This window comes from Paenibacillus phocaeensis, from assembly GCF_900021165.1.
Taxonomy (GTDB): domain Bacteria; phylum Bacillota; class Bacilli; order Paenibacillales; family Paenibacillaceae; genus Fontibacillus; species Fontibacillus phocaensis.
The window spans coordinates 638,494-661,307 of the sequence record NZ_FCOQ01000018.1 but is presented as its reverse complement, the minus strand read 5'-3'; the positions used below and the strand labels follow the sequence as shown (position 1 = coordinate 661,307).

Below are 22,814 nucleotides of genomic sequence, written 5' to 3'. Positions count from 1 at the left end.
CTATGACTGCGAACCTCTCCCGCTTGTTCTCTCTTCGTACTAATGGACCTGCTCCGAGATGTCGGACAACGCCTCACCGGCATTATCGGCAAAAATATTACGCACGGCCATATCACCGATCGACACGATCCCGATCAAGCGGTCCCCGTCGCATACCGGGAGCCGGCGCACTTGCTGCTGGGCCATCAACTCGGCCGCCTCGTCCACGGACATGTCGCGGGAAGCGGTCTTAATCCCTTTGGTCATCACTTCGTCGACCGCCGTCGAGCCGGGACGTTTCTCCGCGATGCCGCGAATCACCAAATCGCGGTCCGTTATGACACCGATGAGCTTATCTCCGCCTTCTACCACCGGAATGAAGCCCGTATCGTTTTCTTTCATCTTCACAGCTACTTCATACACATTATCCTGCGGCGTCACGGTAACGACATCATGGGTCATGATTTCACTGACTTTTCTCAACTAAATCCCTCCTTCGGACATAGCGTGCCTAAGAGGGCGCTTGTTTATGCGTGTTCGTTCTGATACGATTCCGCCATCGCCGCAAGCAAGCCGGCCGCGTGCAGCATGGCCTCCTCATCGATGTCGAACTTGGGATGATGATGCGGATAAATCGCCCCTTTATCGGGGTTCCCGGCTCCCACGAACATGAAGCAGCCCGGTACCTGCTGTAAATAGTAGGCGAAATCCTCGGCCGGCATGATCTTCGGCGACAATTCCGCCCGCAGCCCAAACACTCCTGGAGCCACTTTCTGAAAACGTCGGTATTCCCCTTCGTCATTCACCAGGCTCGGGTAGCCCATCATATAGTTGATTTGGGCTTCTGCGCCGTACGCCTCGGCCGTATTGGCCGCCAGGACGTGAATTCGATTGCGGATCAGCTCCCGCGTCTCCTCGCGGAAGCAGCGAACCGTGCCGGACAGCTTGCAGCGGTCGGCGATAATGTTCTGCGCCGTGCCTCCCTGAATCGAGCCGATCGTCACGACGGCCGGATCCAGCGGATCCACCGAGCGGCTTACCACGCTTTGCAACTGCAGCACCAGCGCCGAGGCGGCCACTATACTATCCACCGTTTTATGGGGCATGCCGCCATGTCCCCCGCGTCCCTGCACCTCGATGAAGAACTCGTCGGTCGAGGCCATCAGCGGTCCCGGCGCGCTTGCCGCGGTGCCGACGGGAATAGGCGTCCACAGGTGCACTCCGTAGATGACATCCACCCCGTCCAGCGCTCCTTCTTCGATCATCGCTAGCGCTCCGCCGGGACAGACCTCTTCGGCCGGCTGGAAGATCAGCCGGATTTCCCCGCGAAGCTTCGACTTGGTCCGGCTGTAATATTCCGCGAGCGCCAGCAGCGTTGCCGTGTGGCCGTCATGCCCGCAGGCATGCATCACACCGGGGTGCTGCGAGGCATACTCGCAGGTCTTCTCGTCCTGGATCGGCAGCGCGTCCATATCGGCCCGCAGCGCCACCGTCTTGCCGGGCAGCTCCCCTCGGATACGGGCCACAAGCCCAAATCCCCCAACATTGACGCTTGTTTCGACTCCCAGCTCCCTTAAGATCCCGGCGATCTGCGCCGATGTCTCCTTCTCCATAAAAGAAAGCTCCGGATGGCGGTGGAAATGCCGCCGCCGCTTCACCATGGACGGAAACAATTCGCTCAACAGCTTTTCCTCCATCGTCCCACTCCTCTTTTCTTCCACGATCCTGTTTAGCTTATTGTAGCAGAAAATGGGTTTGGAGATCAGGTCAACCTTGCGAGTTCTCCGCTGATTTGCGAGGGTTTCCCATGCTTGCACAACCGATGGAAACATAATATCATGGGGATAAGTGTGATAAGTTTGAGGAAAGTTCACATTTGGATCCGTGAGCTTTTGAACCAATATTTTAAGGGGGCACTCTTTACAATGATCGTAGAAAATACCGGATTGGACGGACTGCAAAGCGATTTGGCTTATTTGGACGAAGCTGCAGAGAAGGTTGGCTTCGTACGTTGGCAATGGGAGTACTACCGCGCTACATACGATTATAAAATCGAATACAATAACAGCGACTATTACCTCCGCATCAACACACGGGCGGTAGAAGGCAAACTGGAACGTCCGGACACGGTTCTGGCGATCGAAGCGGTCTATATGGGGCGGGCCACTTTTCCGCACGGATTGGAGTATGAGTCTGAGATTCCCGCGATGGTGATGAAGACCGCCAATCATAAATTGACGGAATTAAAGGAACTTCTCGAGGCCTAAAGCGGCGATGAAAGAAGGCACAGAGAAACCGAGACGCGGAGCCCCCGATTTTCAATTGCTCATCTTAACTTTGTTGATGGTCGGTTTCGGAATCGTCATGGTGTTCAGCTCCAGCTCCAGCATCACGCTGGTCAACGAAAACTTCGACTATAACCCGATGTATTTCACCAAACGGCAAATTATATTTGGTTTGCTTGGGCTTGTCGGCATGTTCGTGACGATGAATATCCCTTATGAGAAATATAAGAAGCTGTTTGTCCCCGTGTTCATTTTGGCGATTATTCTGCTGTTGATCGTTCCCTTCGCGGGAGCCATCAATGGGGCGAGCAGTTGGCTTAAGCTGGGGTCATTAGGCATTCAGCCGACGGAGTTGGCGAAAATTACGACCATCCTGTATTTATCGGCGCTGATTTCCAAGAAAGGCGAACGCTTTCGCGATTTGCGAACCGGCTATATCCCGGTCATGGTGATCGTCGGCTTCATCGCCGGCTTGATCATGCTCCAGCCCGATCTTGGCTCTTGCCTCATTCTTGTCGCTACCGCCGGGTTGATTATTTTCGCCGGCGGTGCCAATTTGAAGCACATTCTCGGCTCGATTGCGCTGCTCGTATTTGGCGCCAGCATCGTGCTAGGCGTCGGGGCGTTGTGGGACAAGATCAACCCGCCCGACCCTGCCTCCGCAACCGGTAGCGATTACCGCATGGGCCGGATCGAAGCCTTCCTGGATCCTTGGCATGACACGCAGGGAACCGGCTACAACTTGATTCAATCGCTCACCGCGATCGGCCACGGCGGGCTCACCGGCACCGGATTTGGACAAGGCATTCAGAAGCTGCATTATTTGCCGAATGCGTACAATGACTTTATTTTCTCCGTTATCGGCGAAGAATTTGGCTTTATCGGTACGCTTCTCTTCTTGCTGTTTTATGTTTATTTCATCTGGCGCGGGCTGCTCGTATCGCTGCGCTGCCACAGCACGTTCGGCACATTAACCGGGGTGGGGATCATGGGCTTGATCGCCATCCAGGCCTTCGTCAATATCGGCGGCGTCACCAACACCATTCCGGTGACCGGCGTCACCTTGCCCTTCATCAGCTACGGCGGCTCTTCGCTGCTCGTCACCATGGTGTCGATGGGCATCGTGCTCAGCATTTCGCGCGAATCGTCCCTGCCGGTGAAGCAGGAACGCACCAAATCGGTGGTCATCCGCGAATCAACGCCATTCGAAATGCGCAGCCAAATGCGGCGCTGACGACAAAGAAGACTACGGAACAATCGCTCCGTAGTCTTCTTTGTGCTTATTGCTTATGCCAGTTTAGTCCGGTCATTCGAGGCCGAAAGCGAAACTTTATATGCTGCAGAAGGTCAAGGAAGGATCGATCAGACTTCATCGTCCTTAAACGCAACGCCCTCGACTTTCACGTTCACTTCTACAATTTTAAGCCCCGTCATGCTCTCTACCGCTTCTCGAACATTTTGCTGAAGCATCCGGCAAACCTCGTGGATCGGCGTCTCGTACAATACGATGATTCGCAGATCGATGGCCGCCTCCAATTGACCGACCTCGACCGTCACGCCTTTTTGCACATTTTTGCCGCTTAATCGTTTTGCCCAACCTTCGGACAGCCCGCCGGACATCGCGGCGATCCCCGGTGTCTCCAGAGCGGCCATTCCGGCGATTTTCGCGACGACATCGTCTGAAATCCGAATCAGCCCATTATCCAACTGCAGTTGTTCGGTCATGGTCATTCCTCCTTCAACCTCATTAATTTTATTGTAAATCGGAAGTCGATTTAAAGCAAATATAGACCTTTGGCATCATTTTGAGTAAAATTGTTACATTCGGCTTTTTGCCAAAAAATGACTAACCCGAGGTGTTCCATGAAAAAGTATATCTCCCCCGCATTGTTGTTGATTTTCTTTGCACTTAGTGCCATCGGGCATTACGCGCATTGGTCACCAACTCTGGAATTTATCATCTCCGCGATCGCCGTGGTTTTGGTGGCGGGCTTTCTCGGCCGGGCGACGGAAAGTGTGGCGCATTACGCGGGGCAGCGGCTCGGCGGCTTCCTGAATGCCACCTTCGGCAACGCCGCCGAATTAATCATCGCCATCATGCTGGTGCGTGAAGGGCTGTTTGACATGGTGAAGGCCAGCATTACCGGCTCCATCATCGGCAACCTGCTGCTCGTGCTCGGTCTCAGCTTGTTCGCCGGCGGCTTGAAGCACAAGGTGCAAAAATACAATGTAGCCTTGGCCGGTATGAACGGCTCGCTGATGATCGTGGCGATCATCGCCTTATTCGTCCCGGCGATCTTTCTGCAAACCCATGTGCTGCACGAAGAGGACCGTTCCACGCTCAGCCTGGTCGTCGCCGGCATTCTGATCGTCGCCTACTTGCTCTGGCTGGTGTTCTCCATGGTCACCCACAAGAATTACCTTGCCGACATCAGCGAGAAAGACGCGGAAGAGCTGCCGCACGAACACGCTCCGGCCTGGTCGAAAGGGCAATCCATTCTCTATCTGGTGATCGCCACCGTTATGGTAGCGTTCGTCAGTGAGTGGCTTGTAGATACGCTGGATACCTTTACGGCCGAATTCGGGCTGAGCGAGCTGTTTGTCGGGGCGTTCGTCGTGGCCATCGTCGGCAATGCCGCCGAGCACAGCGCCGCTATCATGCTGGCTTTGAAGAACAAAATCGGGGCAGCCGTAGAAATCGCCGTAGGCTCGAGCTTGCAGATTGCGCTGTTCGTTGCTCCAGTGCTCATCTTCGTCAGCCATCTGTTCGGCAATCCGATGGATATCGTCTTTACCGTGATCGAGTTGGCCGCGATCGGCGTCTCCGTGTTTATCGCCAAGTCGATTACGCAGGACGGCCAAACCAACTGGTATGAAGGTTTGCTGCTGCTCGCGGTATACGCCATTCTCGGCGTTTCGTTCTATCTCGTATAACTCCCCGCTAAACAAAACAAGCGTGTGCTCCCGAAGATTTGCGGGAACATACGCTTGTATGATTTAACAGCAAACAAACAAGTTACTGCTGCTTATTGTTCATGGCTTCGTACAGGGAGGCCAAATTCCGTTCCAATCTGCTGAGAATTTGCTTGCCTATCGTCTCTTGAATAAGTCCGACGCGAATCGCGTAGTCTACTTGCCTGGAGAATCCATACATCTGGGTATCCAGCACTTCCTCATAGAGAGGGCAGTAACGGGTGGCCAAGTTCTCCATCTGTACTTCAATCAGCTTCTCAATTTTATCTGCATCTTCTTTCAGAAGATTAAGTGCTTTCAGGTTCAGTTGCTCCTGCAACTCAGATGAAGTCATGCTTCTTCCCCCCTATGTCCAAAATCGCCTACCATTAGCTCTAATCTTAATATTAGACGAAATTGAGGGCCAATACAAGAACCTGCTGAAATTAACCTCTCTCGTAAAAAACCGCTTGACCGCCGCCGTTTGCAGGCATTTAAAAAACACCCCCGCCGCCAGCGGGAGTGTTTCTTTTCGTTACCTTATTCAGCGACGACTTTTACATCCAAACCGTGTTTGGTGAACGCTTCGGTTACGGCTTTCTTCGCTTCTTCCGCATCCGGTCCGTGAACGTGAAGCTCATAGCTCTTCGTGTTTACGAGCGTGGTGAAGAGGCCTAGAATGCTTTTTACATCGATGTACTTGTTGTCCGCTTGGAGCACAATGGAAGAAGTGAATTTGCCGGCTGTTTGGGCAATTTCAACTACCGCTTCATTGTTCGTGGCCATAGGGATCCCTCCGTCTTTAACTTTGGAAATAACATACTTTAATCATACATTGAATCCGCTTTCCTAGCAAGGAAATTTCTTCTTATTTCAAGTTTTCCGGGTTGAGTCCTGCCAGCTCTGGAAGAACGAAAATGCCGTCTTTGCGAATCAGCACGTCATCGAAATAAATTTCTCCGCCGCCGTAATCCGGACGCTGAATCAGCACGAGATCCCAGTGAATCGAGGAACGGTTGCCGTTGTCGGCCTCCTCATACGCTTGACCCGGGGTAAAGTGCAGGCTGCCGGCAATTTTCTCATCGAACAGGATGTCCTTCATCGGATGCAGGATATGCGGGTTGAAGCCGATGGCAAACTCCCCGATATATCTGGCCCCTTCGTCGGCATCCAGAATTTCGTTCATCCGTTTCGTATTGTTGCTCGTGGCTTCCACGATTTTGCCGTTCTCGAAGCGGAATTTGATGTTCTCAAAGGTATTCCCGTTATACAGCGTGGCCGCATTGTAGCTGATCGTGCCGTTTACGGAATCGCGCACCGGAGCGGTATACACTTCGCCGTCCGGGATATTCTTCTGACCGGAGCATTTGATCGCGGGAATGTCTTTGATCGAGAAGCTCAGGTCGGTGCCCGGAGCTAGAATTCGAACTTTGTCCGTTCGGTTCATCAGTTCGGCCAAGGCATCCTGGGCCCGGTCCATTTTCGCATAATCCAGGTTGCATACGTCGAAATAAAAATCTTCGAAAGCTTCCGTGCTCGTATTGGCCAATTGAGCCATGCTGGCGTTCGGATAACGGAGCACGACCCATTTCGTGTGCTTCACCCGCTGCTCGCTATGTACGGGATGGGAATAAAGCGAGTTGTAGAGCTTCATCTTCTCCTCAGGTACGTCGGACATATCATTGACGTTCGCACCCGCGCGAATGCCGATGTAACAGTCCATCATTTGCATCCGCTTCAAATCGTATTCGGCCCAGGTTTTCATCCCGTCCTCGGTGGCATACTTCAATTGGGAACGCTGCACAGTGCGGTCGGTAATCTCTACGAAGGCATGGCCGCCTCTCTTCCCTACCTCTTCCACCACTGCTTTGAGCAAATCACGTTCATCGCCGATCATTTCGACCAGGACGTTCTCTCCCGGTTGTACATTAACGGAGTAACCAACTAGGTTCTCCGCCAGCTTCTGAATTCTAGGATCTCGCATCTGGCTCACTCTCCTCCAAAAAAAATCGCAGCGGGACTATGTGTGGCGCTCTGCCGTTCAATCGTCCCGCATAGTTTAACCATTGGTTAATTCTTCTGTTATTGTAGCACGATGGGGTCGGAAAGTCAGCCTAAGTCAAGAGGTCGCGTTACTTATAGCTCTCGAACCGGTTATCGGTTCGCAGCACCTCGCGCTGCGGCACGCCTTTAGCGGACAAGTAATGAAGCGTCGTCTCGGAAGTCAGCCTGGCCGGCAATCCTGTTTTGCGATCGATCGTCAAATGGTAAATGACCGTGGCTCTCATCTCCTCCAGCATGGCGGACAACTGATCCTGACCCGCTGTCCAAATCTTCGATAATTCGCTGCGCATCTGCTGCTGCCGGTCCGCCGGAACCTTCTCCAGCAGTTCGCCCCCGCCCTCGCGCGTCAGCTCCATTTCGGACAGCAGACGATCCTTTATCCGCATACTGGCTTCGGCCGGATCCATTTCGATCCGAAGCACTTTCGTTCCCCGCGCTGCACCGCTCTCCGAGGTGATTGTTTTCTTGGCGGCCGTATGGATTTCCTCCAGTTGATCCAGCGGATTCAACCGAACAACCCCCTGTAGCAGCGCATTGCGATTCTCGGACTGGACCAGCCAGTTTCCATTCTCGAACCGCAATTTGGCTTCCCATCCGCTGGCCTGCGGGAACCCCGCCGTCTGCAGCCGACCGCCAAGGTTCCCTGCCCCGCTGTTCGCCGGATGGGCCCGAATGCTTAATTCCCGGTGTTCTTGAAGACGGCCCGTATAGCTGAGACTCTCCTCCTGCGCTTGACCGTCCCCGCGCTGCAGGGCGGCCAGCCCGCGGAACGTCAGCGAATCGCAGCCCGCAAGCCCCGACCAGGTGAAGTTGAACCACTGCTCCGGCGTCTTCGATTCGTTCATCCCGCAGGACGCCAGCACTAGCGTGAACAGCAGGCTGTTCACAATGAACGCTAACCGATAAACCCGCCCTCTCTGTATCGTTCCCCACATACGCAAGCCCCCGCCTTTAGAAAAATACACCGGGATCTCACCGGATATTCCCTTTGCCTGTTCTAGCAGTATCCTGCCACGGGGACGGCTGCTCTATTCGCGTGATGCAGCCGTACACATAAGAACACCCCGCGGTCCCGGAGTACCGTCGGGGTGTTCTGCATCTAGAGGGCGTTGTCTCTTGATCCGATTTGCGTCTGATTGCGCCCGTTGTTCTTGGCTTTATACAGAGCCATATCCGCCTGATAGAAGAGCGATTCCACGCTGAGCTTATCGTCGCCCCGTACCCATTCGGCGATCCCGCATGAAACCGTCACCGGCGGATCGGTATTCATCTCGACCCGCAGCCGAATCGTCTCCGCAATTTGATAGCTGTTCTCGGCACTCGCGCCAGGCAAGTACACGGCCAGCTCCTCGCCTCCCCAGCGGGCGGCGATATCGGTTTTGCGGATCGAGCTTTTGACAATCGCGCAAACCTGCTTTAGGATTTTATCCCCGGTCTGGTGGCCAAACGTGTCATTCACCTGCTTGAACTGGTCGATATCGACGATAATCAGCGACCCGTTCATGTCTTTCTTCTGGAAATCCTGGATGGCGTCATCGACATAGTGACGGGCGTAAAGTCCGGTCAGCATATCGCGGTTGGCCATCCGGCGAACCTCCGCATGCAGCGACGCATTGGCGATCGCCAGTCCGATGTGTGAAGACAGAACCTGAAGCAGCTTGTAATTGTCATAGGAGAAGAAGCGAGTCTTGCGGTGCGCCAGCATAATGACTCCGTTGACCTCACCGCGGACGATTAAAGGTGCGGTAATCAGCGAGCGGGAATCCGTCTCCTCCATAAATCTCGAAGATACCTTCCCATAAGCCTGAAAGTCAGACAGAATGATCGGCTCCTGTGTTGAGTAGACCAACCCGCTGAACCCGTAGTTCTTCGGAAAATGCTCCTTCGACAGCCCCGGCACGTTGCTGGACATGATTTCGAACGTTTCCCGCTCTTTGTTCAGTTGGGAGATACAGCAGTACTCCGCCTTGAAAATCGATAACAGCTCTTCGGTAGCGAACTGGAACACTTCCTTGAGCCGCAGGCTCTGGTTCAATCGTTTGGTTAATTCATTGATCAGCCTCAGCTCGTTGATCAGCAAATTGGACTGCTCGTACAGCTTGGCGTTCTCGAACGCCGTACCCGCCGTATCGGCCATCATTCCGATGAGCTGCAAATCCACTTGATCCATCTCTTCCCGCCGAATCTGCAAGTGGAACACCCCATATACGCCTTGTTTCCCGCTGAGGGGGACGGCAATCTCCAGCCGTCTTTCGCTCCCGTCATCGGGATCCGCCGATTCCCTGACCTGCATGCGGCCCTCCATGAAAGCCCTCATCGGCAACTCGTCTCCCTGCCCGTGCAGTTGCAGCGACTTGACCCGCGGATCGCGGCTTAAATGATCCTGAGACATCAACAGCTCCAGCCTGGCTGCCGGATACATGCCGGCTACCCGTTCGAACACTTCCGTCAGGACCGAATCTACGTCGATCTTGTCATGGAGCTTCTGCACCATTTGAAAGAGCTTGGAGCGGCGCTGCTCCTCACGTTTGGCTTGCCGTTGAATACGCAGCAAGTCGGCAACGAACAAGCCTTCAAAGCAATTATAGAAGCAGGTTTGAAACAGTTGTGCCGCCGTTTTGGCGAACAAGACGGCCGCCGTAACCCCGCAGTCGCGCAAGCAGCAGCCGAACGCAGCGAACAACTCGCCGTGGATGCGGGTAAACACCGGCACAGCCACATAGACCCCGTCCGCGGTCTCGGATGCCATCGTTTGGCGTTCGTGAAGGCACTGTTTGATCATCTCTTCTACTTGAACGGGCCAGGAATGATCCATTCGCTGCCCGGGTTGAGGCGAATCAGCAAGCAGCTTCTCGCCGCGACTTCCGGCGATGAAGAACCCGGCTTTGCCCAGCTCCGGCATTTCGCTTAAGCGTTTGCGCCATTCTTCATAACCTTGTTTTAAGATCGAATCGATGTAGGGAAAATCATGAACGGTAATATCAAGCTGCCGCAGCCAATCCGTATCGTTGTCGCCATCCTCAAGCCGCGGCAGGCCGAAAGCGTTATTCAGGTTCAGCATCGGCTGACCCAGGGATTGATCGGCCATAAAAAAGCTCCTTTATATGCTGCGTTGGAATGTACCCCTCAACTTGCGATAAATACCAAACGGACAAGCTACCCTTCCATGAAGTTTAAGCTTGTCCATTTTCCGCCGGATCTGATTTTGTCTGTTATCTCTATTTTACTATGTTCCTTAGCGTTTTGCATTATAATTCCTAAGGTTTAAAGCATTTTTTTAGGTCAAAAGCCCTATCGACAAAATACCGCCTTTCCCAACAAAAACACTTATTGACTTTATCTCCTCAAATCATATAATATATATTGTTGATGAAGACTGGATAGAGTCTTGCTTAGGGCGTAACGCATGCGAGCACCCTCTCGGTTTTTGTTGCTGACGGGACAGCGGCTGAACTTTCCTGTCAGGGAGCGTATCTTTCCATCTATCCTTCGCTCATCCAAACAAAACCCGCGCAAGTAGAACCCTATACGAAATTTAACTAACAAAGGAGTCTACCTATACAATGGCACGTTACACTGGTCCTAAATTTAAACTCAGCCGCCGTCTCGGCATTTCCTTGAGCGGTACAGGCAAAGATTTGAAGCGTCCGTTCCCTCCGGGGCAACACGGTCCTAACCAACGCAGAAAAATCAGCAACTACGGAGCACAGTTGCTCGAGAAGCAAAAACTGCGCCACATGTACGGCTTGGGCGAGAAGCAATTCCGCACGCTGTTCGAGAAAGCGCAACATATGCCTGGTATCGCGGGCGAAACGTTCATGTTCCTGCTTGAAAGCCGTTTGGACAACCTGGTTTATCGTCTGGGCTTCGCGAACTCCCGCGCCGGCGCGCGTCAGCTCGTATCCCATGGCCACGTCACCGTGAACGGCAAGAAAGTGGACATCGCTTCTTACCGTGTGAACATCGGCGATGTGATCGGTCTTCGCGAAAGAAGCCGCAGCCTGTCCTCGGTGAAGGAAGCTCTCGAGAACCGCTCGCATCTTCCGGCTTACCTGGAATTCAACGACACCGCTATGGAAGGCAAATACATCCGTTTGCCAGAACGTTCCGAGCTGTCGCAAGACATCGACGAGAAGCAAATCGTCGAGTTCTACAACCGTTAAGATTGATCAATGCCAAACCGGCCGAAGTCCTTATCGACTTCGGCCGGTTTTTTCGTGCTTGCCCGCCCCAATAAAAAAAATCGGAACGAAGGATCGCTCTACGTTCCGATCTGTGAAAGCTGATTATTTTAGCGACAGCTTGGCGAATTTGCGTTTGCCGACCTGGATGATTTCTCCGCCGGCCAGCTCCACTTCCGCATTCGGATCGCTCACCTTCTCTTCGTTCAGCTTCACCGCACCTTGCTGGATGCTGCGTTTGGCCTCTCCGTTGGAGGCCGCAAATCCGATCAGCGTCAGCAGTTTGATCAGGCGGATTTTCCCGTTCTCCAGCTCGGCCGCAGGGATCTCCTTCTCCTCGATATCGTCCGGCAGCGCCCGCTGTTGGAAGACGGTCACGAAATGCTCCTGGGCGGCATCGGCCGCTTCCTGGCCGTGGTACATCCGCACCAGCGTATGGGCGAGTCTCATCTTGGCATCGCGCGGATGAACTCCCCCTGATTTGAGGCCTTCGTTGAGGGCAGCCAAATCCTCCAGTGACAAGTCCGTCACGAGCTCGTAGTATTTCGTCATGAGCTCATCCGGCACGGACATCGCCTTGCCATATACCTCATTAGGCGCTTCATCGATGCCGATGTAATTGCCAAGGCTCTTACTCATCTTCTGCACGCCGTCCAGACCTTCGATGATCGGGGTCATGATCGCGACTTGCGTGTCTTTGCCGTATTCTTTCTGCAGCGTCCGGCCCATGAGCAGGTTAAACTTCTGGTCCGTTCCCCCCAGCTCGATGTCGCTTTCCAGCGCCACCGAATCCATGCCCTGCATGAGCGGATAGAAAAACTCGTGAATGCTGATCGGCTGCCCGCTCGAGTACCGTTTCGTAAAATCGTCACGTTCGAGCATGCGTGCTACCGTGACCTTGGCAGAGAGTTTCACCACATCGGCGAAGGTCATCGGCGCCAGCCATTCGGAGTTGAAATGGACTTGGGTTTGGGACGGGTCCAAAATTTTAAAAATTTGCTGGCGGTATGTCTCCGCATTTCGCTGTACATCTTCTTCGGTCAACTGCTTGCGGGTTTCCGATTTCCCGGTCGGGTCGCCGATTCGCCCCGTGAAGTCGCCGATAATCAGCTGCACCTGATGCCCCAACTCCTGGAACTGGCGAAGCTTCTGCATCACCACCGTATGACCGACATGAATGTCCGGTGCGGAAGGGTCTAACCCCAGCTTCACCTTCAGCGGCTTGCCGGTCACGACCGACTTGATGACTTTCTGCTTAAGCTCGTCTTCCGGCACGATCTCCACCACGCCGCGGGAAATCACCTGAAGCTGGCGTTCCACCTCGGCCTGCTGCGCTGCGTTTAATTCTTCCCATTTCATTTCACTTACCTCCATCCAAATTGTTGACTCCACCTATGAAATTGAACGCAAAAAAGCTCCTTCTCATCCCAAGGGACGAGAAGGAGCGCTCGCGTTACCACCCTAATTAAAACCGCTGCCCGGTCCTCGCGGCAAGGATGCCAAACGGACGGTTCACGGTTTTCACTTCATTCACATAACGGGATCCCCCGGTACCGGACTACTGGCGCTTCGATTCTTTCGGGTACGTACCCGCGCGTTCCCCCGGACGGCTCCAGACGGTAATTCAAAAGGGATCCGCCCATTCGGTTCGCAGCCACCACCGATTCTCTGAGCGACGGGATTCCGCCTTCTACTGAGTCTTTCCAAGCCTTTTGTCGATATGCGATTTAAAATAATATATAACATAGATGCATCCGCAAAGTCAAACCTACGAAAACTAGGTCATATGCATTCGAACGCAGGCTCCACAACACGCCAAAATGCGCTGAAAAAACATCCAAATCCCCTTTTTTATGCTATAATGTTGCTGTTTATAAAGGAGGATCATGCATGGATCATGAGAACGACAAAAACTCCGGCAAGCTGCGGCGCACTAACCGGAGCGAAAAACCCGCTAAACCCGCCCGGAAACGCAAAAAAGGCCGGATCGCCTGGGCGATAACGGGTTGGCTCGTTCTGTTTGGCTTTGCCGGCGCTCTGTTTGCCGGGGGGGCCGTATTCGGATACGTCTCCTCCATCGTCAAGGACGATCCAGTACGGTCGCGTGCCGACATTGAAGCGAAAATCAATCATAATGAAATGACGGGCTTCGCCTATTTCCGGGACGGTCAACCGATCGGTCAGCTTCGCTCCGAAGAGGACCGGCGCCCCGTCACTTACAAGGAGATCCCGCAAACCGTGCTCGATGCCGTAATTGCCATTGAGGACAATCAATTCGAGAAACATTTCGGCATCGACTTCAAAGGGACGCTGCGGGCGGTCAAGCAGCGCTTGCTCCATGAGGACGTGCAAACCGGCGGCAGTACGCTGACGCAGCAGTTGGCGCGGCGCGTGTTCCTGAACCTGGATAAGACCGAGGATCGGAAGGTCAAGGAAATGCTGCTGGCGCTTCGGCTGGAGCGTTTTTTATCCAAAGAAGAAATTATTACGGCTTATCTGAATAAGGTGCCCTTCGGCAACGGCTCGAACGGGTATCAGGTCTACGGCATCAAAGCCGCGGCCAAAGGCATCTTCAACATCAGCAATCTGGCGGATCTGAATATCGCTCAAGCGGCGTATTTAGCCGGTCTGCCGCAGCTTCCTTCCTCGTATTCCGCTTTTAACGGGAAAGGGGAGTTTAACGAAGAGGCTTTCGGCCGGGCGGTCAAACGCCAGCAGTTGGTGCTGCAGCGCATGCTCGAAGAGAGCAAAATCACCCAGGCGCAATATGACGAAGCAATGGCTTTCGACATCAAGGGTTCGCTGGCCAAATCAACGAAGAAGGCTTACGATACCTTCCCGTATCTGATGCTGGAGACGGAACGGCAGGGCGCGATTGTGATTGCGATGCTGAACAATCCCGAGATGACCAAAGAGGAAGTCGCCGCTAACACGCAAATCCTCGAGGAAGCCCGGCAGGAGCTGCTGACCGGGGGTTATCGGGTTTACACAACGATCGACAAGAAGGTCTATAACTCGATGCACAAGGTCTCGGACAACGCCGACAACTTCTCTCCGTTCAGCGAGAAGAAAGGCCTGGAGCAAGTCGCCTCGATGATGATCGACAACAAGACCGGCGCGATCCTCGGCATGATTGAAGGACGCGACTTCTACACCGAGCAAATGAACTATGCCACGCAAATGAAACGGCAGCCAGGCTCCACGATGAAGCCGATCGCCGCTTATTTGCCGGCCCTGGAAACCGGGCTCGTTCAGCCGGCCAGCATCATCGACGATTCGCCGATCATTCTGAAGGACTATCAGAAGGGCTTCCACATTCCGGTGAACTCCAGCGGCGGTTACAAGGGCCTGGTAACGGCGCGGACCGCGCTGAACGAATCCCGGAACATCCCGGCGCTCCGGGTGTTCAACAACATCGTGGGCATCGACAAAGCTTGGGACTTCGCCAAGAAGCTGGGGATCACGACGCTGGAGGACGAAGACTACAACGCGCAAACCGGCGTACTCGGCGGCTTGAAGTACGGCGTCACCGTTGAGGAATTGACCAACGCGTATAGTTCAATTGCCAACGGCGGGAAATTTACCGATGCTTACATGATCGAGAAAATCACCGACGCCAAAGGGGATATCGTCTATAAGCATGAGGTCGAGCCACAGCAGGTCTTCTCCGAGCAAACGGCTTACCTGATGACCGATATGCTGCGAACCGTCATCAAGGACGGAACCGGCAAATCGATCAAGAGCGACTTCAAGAACTATGGCAAAATCCCGGTCGTCGGCAAGACAGGAACAACGCAAAACTACGCCGACGTCTGGTTTATGGGCTACTCTCCGGACGTCACGCTCGGCGTATGGATCGGGTACCGCGAGCCGGTGAACACGCTGTCGGAAGCCGGGAAATCGCGGGCGCGCAAAATTTGGGCGCTCGTCATGAATGAAGTTAGCGCAAATGAACCGGAGCTGTTCGCAACCGAAGCGTTTACCAAACCGGACGGCATCGTGTCGAAGACGGTGTCCGGTTACAGCGGCAAACTGCCGACCCAACTGACGCAGCAGGCAGGCAAGCTGGTTACGGATATTTTCAACGTCAAGTATGTGCCAAAGGAACCGGACGACGTCCTGATTCGGGCCAAGTACGTAACGTATGAAGGGATCAACTACGTGCCGCAGGAAACGACGCCTTCCGATATGCTGCGCGAGAAGGTCGTGGTCAAACGCGAGACGCCGATCGAAGAGCTCAAGGAACAGCTGGAGAAAGCGTTCGCCGGCATGTCCGGCAGCCATAAACCACTGAGCTTCTACCTGCCGAAGGATGCCGGTGAAGATGCGCCTTACAAACCGGATCCGCGCGTCGACGACGGTCAACCGCCAGCGCCTCCGGCGAATGTGACTTTGTCCGGCGGCAGCGGAGCGGCTACGATTACGTTTAGCGAAAATACGGAGAAAGACGTTGTCGGCTACCGGTTGTACCGCGCGGATGACGGCGTAACGTTCCAATATACCGGGAAAGCGGCGCTGGTAGGCGACTCGGCCGCAATAACGGACGGCGGCTCGGCCAGCTTNCAATAACGGACGGCGGCTCGGCCAGCTGCGCCACCGCGTACTACGTCACGGCGGTCGACGTAGCCGGCAAGGAAGCGGCTCCTAGCGCGATCGTCAGCGCCTTTGGCGGCGGCGGGTTCACGGACGGCGGCTCGACGCCGGACTCGAGCGGCGAGACGGCGGGCAGCGGCAGCGACGGCGGGAACCGCGGGACGATCGGCGACAACAGCGACGGCGGCCTGCTCCCTGCTTCGCCCGCCAACGTGAGCGTCAAGAAGGACGACCGCGGGTTCACGGTCAGCTGGGAGGCGAACGGCGCCCTCGACCTGGTGACGAGCTACAATGTCTATGTGTCCGATGCCCAAGGCGGCTCTTACACGAAGGTGGGCTCCACCTCGGACCCGCATTTCTCCTTCAAGACCGACTCCAGCTCCGTCTGGGTCCAGGTCACCGCCGTCAACGTGCTGGGCGAATCTTCGCCGTCGGCGTCGGTGCAGTATAGCAAGTAATGGAAAAGCAGCAGGCTCCCGCCTGCTGCTTTTTGCTGCTCACTTCAAGGTTGGGGAATTCGCCGATAGGGCGCGATTCGATCTAACCGTAGATATATCTGATTTTTCGAACATAATCCGTAGCGAACCTCCCGTTTGGAGGTAATATCATCGATTTTTCATATATAATCTCAAGGCTGGGGCTTCAATGGGGCGATTATATGTGAAATTTCATATATATTGGGGGCAATCCACCTTAGAGGGGCGAATAAGTTCGAATTTTCATATATAATTCCGATTCGGCAGCAGAGGCACGTCCCCAAAGGGCTGGCTCCCGCGTCCCCACCCAAAAAAGTCCCCTCAAGCTTTCGCTTGAAGGGACTTCCTTTCTTCCTACCTTCTTTCTGCTTGCCTCAATCCTCGATCGTCGACAAATCGCCGGCCGGGAGGTTGAGCTCCCAGGCTTTGAGCACGCGGCGCATGATTTTGCCAGAGCGGGTCTTAGGCAGTTTGTCTTTGAACTCGATTTCGCGCGGGGCGGCGTGGGCGGACAGCCCTTCCTTGACGAACTTGGCGATCTCGGCCTTCAGTTCCTCAGACGGCGTAAAGCCCTCGCGCAGCGAGATGAACGCCTTGATGATCTCCCCGCGCACGGGATCCGGCTTGCCGATGACCCCGGCTTCCGCCACGGCCGGATGCTCGACAAGCTTGCTCTCGACCTCGAACGGGCCGATCCGTTCGCCGGAGGAGTTGATCACGTCGTCGATCCGGCCTTGGAACCAGAAGTAGCCGTCCTCGTCCATGTAAGCCGTATCCCCGGAGATGTACCATCCGGGGATGCGGAAGTACTCCTCGTACTTCGGCGCGTTGTTCCAGATCAGCCGCATGACCGACGGCCACGGCGTACGGATCGCCAGGTTGCCCATCCGGTACGGCGGCAGCTCCTTGCCGTTGTCGTCGATGATCGCCGCCTGGATACCCGGCACCGGCTTGCCCATCGAGCCGGGTTTGATCGGCATCGACGGGTAGTTGCAGATCAACTGCCCGCCCGTTTCCGTCATCCACCAGGTGTCGTGGATACGGCGGTTGTATACCTTCATCCCCCAGCGAACAACCTCGGGGTTGAGCGGCTCGCCAACCGAGAGAACGTGGCGCAGCGATGACAGATCATACTGCTGGATGATGTCCTGCCCCGCTCCCATCAGCATGCGGAACGCGGTAGGCGCGCTGTACCAGACGGTCACCTGGTTCTTCTGGATCGTCTCGTACCAGTCCGCCGGACTGAAGCGTCCGCCGCGGACGACGTTGGTCACGCCGTGCAGCCACGGGGCGAAAATGCCGTAGGACGTGCCGGTCACCCATCCCGGGTCCGCCGTACACCAATAGACGTCTCCTTCCTTCAGGTCCAGCACGACGTTGCCGGTATGATAGTGTTGAATCATAGCGTTATGCACATGATAAACGCCTTTCGGCTTGCCGGTCGACCCCGACGTATAATGCAAAATCAGGCCGTCTTCGCGATTCACCCACTCGATCTCGGCTTCGGGGGAAGCGGCATCCATCTCCGCCTTATAATCGACGATGCCGTCCCCGGCTGCCACTTCGTCGCCTACGACGATGATGGTCCGCAGCGTGGGCAGTTCCTCGCGTTTCACCCGCGGCAGCAAAGCCGGCGTCGTGACCAGCGCCACCGCTCCGCTGTCCTCCAGGCGATCCTTGACCGCCGTTTCCATAAACGCTTCGAACAGCGGCCCAACGACCGCGCCGACCTTCAGCGTGCCCAGCACGCTGACATAGAGCTCCGGCGTCCGCGGCATAAAGACGAAGACCCGATCTCCCTTCGTGATGCCGTATTTGCGCAATACGTTGGCGAAGCGGTTCGTCAGTCCCTGCATGTCCTCGTACGTATAGGATTCCTCCCGCGAAGGATCGCTGAAGCGGAGCGCCACCCGCTCGCCCTTACCCGCATCTACATGGCGGTCGATCGCCTCATAAGCCATGTTCACTTTGCCCGTGATGTACCAGGAGAACTGCTTCTCGACATCCTCCCATTGAAAATTCTTATACGCCTCTTCGTAGCTGCCCATGTTGGACGACGGAACGCCCGGTGAAATGACTTCCCCTTGCAGTTGACTCATCGTTTCATCCTCCCTTAATCTTTGGAAATCCCCAAGCAATAGATCAAAGTTTATGAAAACGGATACATAGCAGTGTAAGTTGAAAGCTTAATTCAGCTTCATGGGTGAGGGCATCCGTTTTGATCGAAAAAGCAACGACTGAACTCAAACGATTGAGGCGATATTTCGAGTACAACGATCACACATGCGGCCTGAAATTGTGAAAATTTTATGTCGGAGAACATTATAGCACACGTTTTCGCACACAGGCTACACTTTTCAAATTTTCATTTTTCTGTTATAAGTGAGGGGAACGAGCAAAGGAGGCGGTTCCATGGAACACCGAAAAACGTATATCCGCCACACCCTGCCCCATCAGAATCGTGAAATTGTAGTAGAGGGCCCCGTGCCCCCCTCGAATCTCCAAACCTTACAGATGCATCCCGATCTGGACGCGTTCCGCAAGCCGGCGGACCAGCACGCCGCATTGGTGGAGATCGCCGGCCTTCCGGAGGGACGCATCATCCTGGCCCGAGAGGAATCGACCATCGTAGGTTATGTGACCTTTCACTACCCGGACGAAATGGAACGGTGGTCGCAGGGCAACATGCCTGATCTGATCGAGCTCGGAGCCGTCGAAGTCGCGGATGACTACCGGTCGCTCGGACTCGGTTCGAAGATGATCCGCACGGCGTTTGAAGACGGTCAGATGGAGAAATACATCGTTTTTACAACCGAATATTATTGGCATTGGGATTTGAAAAACAGCGGCCTCTCCGTGTGGGATTACCGCAGTATGATGGAGCGGCTGATGAAGACGGTCGACATGGTCTGGTATGCCACCGACGACCCGGAGATTTGCTCCCATCCGGCCAACTGCCTGATGGTGCGGATCGGCAAGGAGGTTCCTTTGTCCTCCGAGGAGCAGTTTGACCGGATTCGTTTTCAGCAGCGATTTATGTACTGACAGTAAAAAGAAAGGCGTGATGCATCCATGCCTGGAAGCGCTTTATTTGTCCACCATGAGCAAGCGATGAATTACCGGTTTCACGATGGCCATCCGTTCCATCCGATCCGGCTGGAACTAACGATGGATTTACTGCAGGAGCTCGGCGCACTGACGCCGCAGCAGATGCACCTGGCGCGGACGGCGACCGATGAAGAGCTGCTCTGGGTTCATCAGCCGGCCTATATCGAAGCCGTGAAGCAGCTGAGCCGACCGAATCCGGGGGCGGACTGGATCACGCGCGGCGAGCAGTATGGGCTGTTGGACGAGGATACGCCGTATTTCCCCGGCATGCATGAAGCGGCAGCCTGGGTTGCCGGGGGGACGATTACGGCCGTGGAGGCAGTACTCTCCGGCCATGCGACGCATGCCCTGCATCTCGGCGGAGGACTCCATCATGCCCTGTCGGCCAAAGCGGCCGGCTTCTGCGTTTATAACGACGCCGCGGTGGCCATTGATTACGCCCGCCGCAACTATGGTGCACGCGTCCTGTACGTCGACACCGACGTTCATCATGGCGATGGAGTTCAGTGGAGCTTCTATTCGGACCCCGACGTGTGCACGTACTCGATCCACGAGACGGGCAAATACCTGTTTCCCGGCACCGGCTTCCTGCCGGAGCGCGGCGAACATCAAGGCTACGGCGCTTGCATGAATTTGCCGCTGCAGCCTTATACGGAAGACGACTCCTGGATGGAATGCTTCGAGGAGTCGATCCGGCGGCTAGCCGCCCATTTTCAGCCGGATCTGATCGTCAGCCTGCACGGCTGCGACGCCCATGCCCTGGATCCGCTGTCGCATATGCATTGCAGCATGTCGATCTACCGGGACATGCCGGCGATCCTGCACGAGCTGGCCCACACGTACTGTGAAGGCCGCTGGGTCGCCATGGGCGGCGGCGGATACGACTTCTGGCGGGTCGTCCCCCGCGCATGGAGCCTGCTCTGGCTGGAGATGAGCGGTCATCCGCTTGCCGCCGCCCTGCGCCGCGATCCGCTGCTCCCGCTGCCGCAAGCCTGGATTGACCGCTGGCAGGCGCAGACCTCGTACGGACTCCCTGCCGCTTGGCTGGATGACCTATCCCATTGGGAAGGCATCCCCCGCCGAGCGGAGATCACGACAAAAAACCGCGAGACTCTCGCGGTCGCTTTGCAGGATTATCCCTAAGACTCAGGTGAGGTTAGCACCCCCACCTGAGTCTTATTGTTTTAGCTCGCCGGCATGCTTCACCATGTCGTCCAATATCGCAAACGAGCGCTGGGCAGCCAAGACCGTAAACTCGGCATAAGTGATATCCGCAGAGCCGTCGGCCTTGTCCGAGATGGAACGGAGCACAATAAACGGCACCCCGTTCCGATGGCAGACCTGGGCGAGCGCCGCCCCTTCCATTTCGACGCAAGCGCCATCCAACTCCGCGTACAGAACCGTGCTGACGAATTCCGGATCTGCGATGAACTGGTCGCCGGACAGCACCCGTCCGACTCGGAATTGATGGTCTGTGCATTGGCGGGCACACGCTTCCTCTGCCAAGCGAATCAGGGCAGGATCGGCCGGAAAGTCGGAGACATCCTGGTACGGCGTAACCCCGCGCGCATAGCCAAGCGGCCGCACATCCATATCATGCTGCTGGCAAGTTGACGAGATCACCATATCGCCCACCTTCAAATCCGGGTGGACGGCTCCAGCCACCCCGGTAAACCAAATCGTCTCAGCGCCAAAGCGATCGATCAGAATTTGCGTCGTGGCTGCGGCGTTCACTTTGCCAACGCCGGATTTGCACACGACTACGTCCCGTCCGTGCAGGATCCCCTTGATGAAACGTACTCCCGCCGTCTCAACCGTCTCCTGATTCTCCACTTTTTCAAGGAGCAGCGCGATTTCTTCATCCATGGCCCCCATCAGGCCAATCGTTTGGTTCATGCCTGTCACTCCCTCCTGTTCTCCCGTCCATCCGTGCGGGCTCAAATGTGCGTCCCCGAATACTCAAAAAAGCTCCTTGCATTAAGGAGCTTTTTTGATCCGTAGTTAACCTTTTTCATATATATTTTCTATGTGTAGCTTATCTCTCTACAAGAAACGCTTCGAGCCGCCGGACCTTTAAACGTGGCTGACGGACAACCGCAAAATCGTCTCATGCGGCAAAATCACCCGCGGGTTCTCAACCGTTTCCTTCTTCATCAGCTTCGTCAATAAACGCATCGCAACCGCACCGAGGTCGTACATCGGCTGAGCGACCGTCGTCAATTGAGGACGAACCATCGAAGCCATGCGGATATTATCCACACTGATGATCGAGAAGTCGTCCGGCACCTTCAAGCCCTCGTCTTGAATGCTGTGGATCGCACCGATGGCCATTTCGTCCGTTGCCGCGAAGATCGCTGTCGGCCGTTTCTTCAGCCCCAGGAAATACTTCATCGCTTCCACACCGGATTCGTAGCGATAGTTGCCGATCCGCACCAGATCCTCTTGGTACTGAATGCCCGCCGTCTCCAGCGCGCGCTTGTACCCTTGGAATCTGGCATAGCCGTTCGCCGGATCTTGCAGCGTTCCGCTGATCATCGCGATCTCGCGATGGCCATGACGGATGAGCGTGCTGACCGCGTCAAACGCCGCCGACTCGTGGTCGATATCGACGGAAGGATACATCCCGTTCTCGTCGCTCGTTGCGCAAAGCACGATCGGCACTGCGGACGTCTGGAACGCTTGAATATGTTCCTCCGTTACGGTCCCGCCCATGAACAGGAGCCCGTCCACTTGCTTCTCGAGCAAAGTGTTGATGACGCGGATCTCCTTCTCCTTGCGTTTGTCGGCATTACACAAAATAATGTTATAGTGATACATGTTTGCAATATCTTCGATGCCCCGAGCGATTTCCGCAAAGATCGAATTCGAGATATCGGGGATGACCACCCCAACCGTGGTGGTCTTCTTGCTGGCAAGACCCCTGGCTACGGCATTCGGCCGATAGCCTAACCGTTCTATCGCTTCGTAAACCTTTTTCCGGGTCTGCGGCTTCACATTCGGATTGTTGTTGACAACCCGGGAAACCGTGGCCATCGAGACGCCTGCTTCACGTGCCACATCGTAAATGGTAACCGTCACATTCTTCTCTCCATTGCCAATAGATTTTCACTCGTTCATCCGGTAAAGTTCCAGAGCTTCAATTAAATTTATGATACGACAAAATACTACTTTATGCA

General features: G+C 55.1%; 20 protein-coding genes. 8 read left to right on the top strand and 12 right to left on the bottom strand.

Features of this window, described 5'->3' with window-relative positions:
• Window positions 1-39 precede the first annotated feature (39 nt).
• Window positions 40-462 carry a CBS domain-containing protein gene (locus BN3795_RS13075; protein ID WP_068785080.1) on the bottom strand — a complete coding sequence of 141 codons (423 nt, stop codon included), beginning with the start codon at window positions 460-462 and terminating at the stop codon, window positions 40-42.
• A gap of 44 nt (window positions 463-506) precedes the next feature.
• On the bottom strand, window positions 507-1,676 hold the full coding sequence (locus BN3795_RS13070) for a M20 family metallopeptidase (protein ID WP_068785079.1): 1,170 nt from the start codon (window positions 1,674-1,676) through the stop codon (window positions 507-509).
• A 228-nt stretch (window positions 1,677-1,904) separates the two neighbouring features.
• Here BN3795_RS13070 and BN3795_RS13065 point away from each other — a divergent pair, with 228 nt between their 5' ends.
• Complete coding sequence (locus BN3795_RS13065; protein WP_068785078.1) at window positions 1,905-2,246, top strand: YugN family protein; 342 nt, start codon at window positions 1,905-1,907, stop codon at window positions 2,244-2,246.
• 7 nt (window positions 2,247-2,253) lie between these two features.
• On the top strand, window positions 2,254-3,498 hold the full coding sequence (ftsW, locus tag BN3795_RS13060; RefSeq protein WP_068785077.1) for a putative lipid II flippase FtsW: 1,245 nt from the start codon (window positions 2,254-2,256) through the stop codon (window positions 3,496-3,498).
• A 128-nt stretch (window positions 3,499-3,626) separates the two neighbouring features.
• Here the strand turns inward: ftsW and BN3795_RS13055 are convergent, their stop codons facing one another.
• Window positions 3,627-3,989 carry an Asp23/Gls24 family envelope stress response protein gene (locus tag BN3795_RS13055; RefSeq protein WP_068785076.1) on the bottom strand — a complete coding sequence of 121 codons (363 nt, stop codon included), beginning with the start codon at window positions 3,987-3,989 and terminating at the stop codon, window positions 3,627-3,629.
• Window positions 3,990-4,127: 138 nt separating this feature from the next.
• Here BN3795_RS13055 and cax point away from each other — a divergent pair, with 138 nt between their 5' ends.
• On the top strand, window positions 4,128-5,198 hold the full coding sequence (gene cax, locus BN3795_RS13050) for a calcium/proton exchanger (RefSeq protein WP_068785075.1): 1,071 nt from the start codon (window positions 4,128-4,130) through the stop codon (window positions 5,196-5,198).
• A gap of 82 nt (window positions 5,199-5,280) precedes the next feature.
• On the opposite strand, the gene BN3795_RS13045 is transcribed toward cax, so the two are convergent.
• From BN3795_RS13045 to BN3795_RS13025, 5 genes are all read right to left on the bottom strand, one after another.
• Window positions 5,281-5,571 (bottom strand): DUF1507 family protein, encoded by a 291-nt coding sequence (locus BN3795_RS13045; protein WP_059043781.1) that lies wholly within the window; start codon window positions 5,569-5,571, stop codon window positions 5,281-5,283.
• A gap of 185 nt (window positions 5,572-5,756) precedes the next feature.
• On the bottom strand, window positions 5,757-6,002 hold the full coding sequence (locus BN3795_RS13040) for an HPr family phosphocarrier protein (protein ID WP_068785074.1): 246 nt from the start codon (window positions 6,000-6,002) through the stop codon (window positions 5,757-5,759).
• 82 nt (window positions 6,003-6,084) lie between these two features.
• Window positions 6,085-7,200, bottom strand: a complete 1,116-nt coding sequence (locus BN3795_RS13035) for an aminopeptidase (RefSeq protein ID WP_068785073.1) — start codon at window positions 7,198-7,200, stop codon at window positions 6,085-6,087.
• Between the two features lie 148 nt (window positions 7,201-7,348).
• The gene (locus BN3795_RS13030; RefSeq protein ID WP_068785072.1) at window positions 7,349-8,215 is read right to left on the bottom strand and encodes a hypothetical protein; all 867 of its coding nucleotides are present in this window, start codon (window positions 8,213-8,215) and stop codon (window positions 7,349-7,351) included.
• 164 nt (window positions 8,216-8,379) lie between these two features.
• Window positions 8,380-10,368 (bottom strand): diguanylate cyclase, encoded by a 1,989-nt coding sequence (locus BN3795_RS13025; RefSeq protein WP_068785071.1) that lies wholly within the window; start codon window positions 10,366-10,368, stop codon window positions 8,380-8,382.
• Window positions 10,369-10,843: 475 nt separating this feature from the next.
• On the opposite strand from BN3795_RS13025, the gene rpsD reads away from it, so the two are divergent.
• On the top strand, window positions 10,844-11,443 hold the full coding sequence (rpsD, locus tag BN3795_RS13020; protein ID WP_068785070.1) for a 30S ribosomal protein S4: 600 nt from the start codon (window positions 10,844-10,846) through the stop codon (window positions 11,441-11,443).
• A gap of 123 nt (window positions 11,444-11,566) precedes the next feature.
• Here the strand turns inward: rpsD and tyrS are convergent, their stop codons facing one another.
• Complete coding sequence (tyrS, locus tag BN3795_RS13015) at window positions 11,567-12,820, bottom strand: tyrosine--tRNA ligase (RefSeq protein ID WP_068785069.1); 1,254 nt, start codon at window positions 12,818-12,820, stop codon at window positions 11,567-11,569.
• A 531-nt stretch (window positions 12,821-13,351) separates the two neighbouring features.
• On the opposite strand from tyrS, the gene BN3795_RS13010 reads away from it, so the two are divergent.
• Window positions 13,352-16,030 (top strand): transglycosylase domain-containing protein, encoded by a 2,679-nt coding sequence (locus tag BN3795_RS13010; protein ID WP_332835603.1) that lies wholly within the window; start codon window positions 13,352-13,354, stop codon window positions 16,028-16,030.
• 302 nt (window positions 16,031-16,332) lie between these two features.
• Complete coding sequence (locus tag BN3795_RS26320) at window positions 16,333-16,512, top strand: hypothetical protein (protein ID WP_332835602.1); 180 nt, start codon at window positions 16,333-16,335, stop codon at window positions 16,510-16,512.
• Window positions 16,513-16,904: 392 nt separating this feature from the next.
• On the opposite strand, the gene acsA is transcribed toward BN3795_RS26320, so the two are convergent.
• Entirely contained in the window at window positions 16,905-18,629 is a 1,725-nt protein-coding gene (acsA, locus tag BN3795_RS13005) for an acetate--CoA ligase (protein ID WP_068785068.1), read from the bottom strand.
• A gap of 313 nt (window positions 18,630-18,942) precedes the next feature.
• Here acsA and BN3795_RS13000 point away from each other — a divergent pair, with 313 nt between their 5' ends.
• Both BN3795_RS13000 and BN3795_RS12995 read left to right on the top strand, forming a co-directional pair.
• Window positions 18,943-19,575, top strand: a complete 633-nt coding sequence (locus tag BN3795_RS13000) for a GNAT family N-acetyltransferase (protein ID WP_068785067.1) — start codon at window positions 18,943-18,945, stop codon at window positions 19,573-19,575.
• Window positions 19,576-19,602: 27 nt separating this feature from the next.
• Window positions 19,603-20,781, top strand: a complete 1,179-nt coding sequence (locus BN3795_RS12995; RefSeq protein ID WP_068785066.1) for an acetoin utilization protein AcuC — start codon at window positions 19,603-19,605, stop codon at window positions 20,779-20,781.
• A 33-nt stretch (window positions 20,782-20,814) separates the two neighbouring features.
• Here the strand turns inward: BN3795_RS12995 and BN3795_RS12990 are convergent, their stop codons facing one another.
• Window positions 20,815-21,534, bottom strand: a complete 720-nt coding sequence (locus BN3795_RS12990) for a 5'-methylthioadenosine/adenosylhomocysteine nucleosidase (RefSeq protein WP_068785065.1) — start codon at window positions 21,532-21,534, stop codon at window positions 20,815-20,817.
• Between the two features lie 177 nt (window positions 21,535-21,711).
• A complete protein-coding gene (gene ccpA, locus BN3795_RS12985; RefSeq protein WP_068785064.1) occupies window positions 21,712-22,716 on the bottom strand; it encodes a catabolite control protein A in 1,005 nt (334 codons plus the stop codon).
• Window positions 22,717-22,814: the final 98 nt, after the last annotated feature.

What these genes read in the sequence shown, in the direction of transcription:
- BN3795_RS13070 (WP_068785079.1), bottom strand. Translation starts at nt 1,676, where the DNA reads ATGGAGGAAAAGCTGTTGAGCGAATTGTTTCCGTCCATGGTGAAGCGG.
- BN3795_RS13065 (WP_068785078.1), top strand. Translation starts at nt 1,905, where the DNA reads ATGATCGTAGAAAATACCGGATTGGACGGACTGCAAAGCGATTTGGCT.
- ftsW (WP_068785077.1), top strand. Translation starts at nt 2,254, where the DNA reads ATGAAAGAAGGCACAGAGAAACCGAGACGCGGAGCCCCCGATTTTCAA.
- BN3795_RS13055 (WP_068785076.1), bottom strand. Translation starts at nt 3,989, where the DNA reads ATGACCGAACAACTGCAGTTGGATAATGGGCTGATTCGGATTTCAGAC.
- cax (WP_068785075.1), top strand. Translation starts at nt 4,128, where the DNA reads ATGAAAAAGTATATCTCCCCCGCATTGTTGTTGATTTTCTTTGCACTT.
- BN3795_RS13045 (WP_059043781.1), bottom strand. Translation starts at nt 5,571, where the DNA reads ATGACTTCATCTGAGTTGCAGGAGCAACTGAACCTGAAAGCACTTAAT.
- BN3795_RS13040 (WP_068785074.1), bottom strand. Translation starts at nt 6,002, where the DNA reads ATGGCCACGAACAATGAAGCGGTAGTTGAAATTGCCCAAACAGCCGGC.
- BN3795_RS13035 (WP_068785073.1), bottom strand. Translation starts at nt 7,200, where the DNA reads ATGCGAGATCCTAGAATTCAGAAGCTGGCGGAGAACCTAGTTGGTTAC.
- BN3795_RS13030 (WP_068785072.1), bottom strand. Translation starts at nt 8,215, where the DNA reads ATGTGGGGAACGATACAGAGAGGGCGGGTTTATCGGTTAGCGTTCATT.
- BN3795_RS13025 (WP_068785071.1), bottom strand. Translation starts at nt 10,368, where the DNA reads ATGGCCGATCAATCCCTGGGTCAGCCGATGCTGAACCTGAATAACGCT.
- rpsD (WP_068785070.1), top strand. Translation starts at nt 10,844, where the DNA reads ATGGCACGTTACACTGGTCCTAAATTTAAACTCAGCCGCCGTCTCGGC.
- tyrS (WP_068785069.1), bottom strand. Translation starts at nt 12,820, where the DNA reads ATGAAATGGGAAGAATTAAACGCAGCGCAGCAGGCCGAGGTGGAACGC.
- acsA (WP_068785068.1), bottom strand. Translation starts at nt 18,629, where the DNA reads ATGAGTCAACTGCAAGGGGAAGTCATTTCACCGGGCGTTCCGTCGTCC.
- BN3795_RS13000 (WP_068785067.1), top strand. Translation starts at nt 18,943, where the DNA reads ATGGAACACCGAAAAACGTATATCCGCCACACCCTGCCCCATCAGAAT.
- BN3795_RS12995 (WP_068785066.1), top strand. Translation starts at nt 19,603, where the DNA reads ATGCCTGGAAGCGCTTTATTTGTCCACCATGAGCAAGCGATGAATTAC.
- BN3795_RS12990 (WP_068785065.1), bottom strand. Translation starts at nt 21,534, where the DNA reads ATGAACCAAACGATTGGCCTGATGGGGGCCATGGATGAAGAAATCGCG.